Origin of the sequence: Haloferax sp. Atlit-12N, assembly GCF_003383095.1 — an archaeon.
Lineage (GTDB): Archaea > Halobacteriota > Halobacteria > Halobacteriales > Haloferacaceae > Haloferax.
The window spans coordinates 1-999 of sequence record NZ_PSYW01000045.1 but is presented as its reverse complement, the minus strand read 5'-3'; the positions used below and the strand labels follow the sequence as shown (position 1 = coordinate 999).

General features: G+C 58.8%; 1 protein-coding gene and 1 pseudogene. Both read left to right on the top strand.

Features of this window, described 5'->3' with window-relative positions; translation table 11 throughout:
• Positions 1-667: pseudogene (locus tag C5B90_RS19895) on the top strand (VirB4 family type IV secretion system protein); the annotation flags it as partial.
• Positions 660-999 (top strand): hypothetical protein (locus C5B90_RS19890; protein WP_148708276.1); only part of this gene is annotated, 340 nt, incomplete at its 3' end. The pseudogene C5B90_RS19895 and the gene C5B90_RS19890, both read left to right, overlap by 8 nt.

Below are 999 nucleotides of genomic sequence, written 5' to 3'. Positions count from 1 at the left end.
CTATCTCGACCTCGCCCAGCAAGAAGGCAGCGTCGACAGCAGTACGGCGCTGACGATGCAACTCCTCATCTCGCTCGTGTACGAGCGGGCGAAAGAGACGGACAAAGAGGTCGTGTTTGTCATCGACGAAGCGCGGTACATCATGCAGGACGCCGCGAGTCTGGCGTTCCTCGAAACGGTGTTCCGACACCATCGCCACCACGACCTCTCGATTCGCCTCGTTACCCAGACCGTCGACGAGTTTTTCGAGCACGCTGAAAGTGAGGCTATCCTCGACCAGTGTGCCGTCAAGCAGTTCCATCGCTTGGATGGGATGGACAAGGAATGGGCCGACGAGTTCGGACTGAATCACGCCCAGATGCGGTATGTGCAGGACGCAGTGCCCGGGAACGAAGACGCCGGCTTTTCAGAAGCCTTGGTCGGCGTCGACGGCGAGTGGCGCGGTATTAGAGTCGAAGCAATGCCCAAGGAAACGGAAGTCATCGACTTTGACCCGACCGAGCAGCGGCGGGCGTCGCTGCCCGGGGCTGGTGAGACGGCGGTTTCACCCGAGATTGAGGCCTTTCGGACGGAGTTAGCGCAGCAAGCAAACGGTGAGTCACAAGACATGCAGACTGATTCAACAGCAACTGACAACGGCCAGCTTGGAGGTACCGACGATGTCTGAGCGTGCGTATCTTCGCGTGACGCCCACCTCAGAGGAACTTACTCCTCGTGGCATCCCGCAGACCCTTGAGAGTCTCCACAAATTGACCCCTGACAGCTCGGGTCTGCGGTCGAAACTCAACCCGTTTACATCCGCGACCCCACCGCGCTTTGAGTTCCTTGCGCTTAGCACGGGACAAGATGCGCCGGTTGAGTTCTACTATGGCGCTGACGACTATCTCGGAACACTCGAAGAGCGGCTTCGGTCGATCTATCCGAAGACGTTCGACATCGAGCGTGTCGAGGTGGACGTCGCGTCGCAGCTGATTCACCCGGTTGAATTGTCTCATGAGG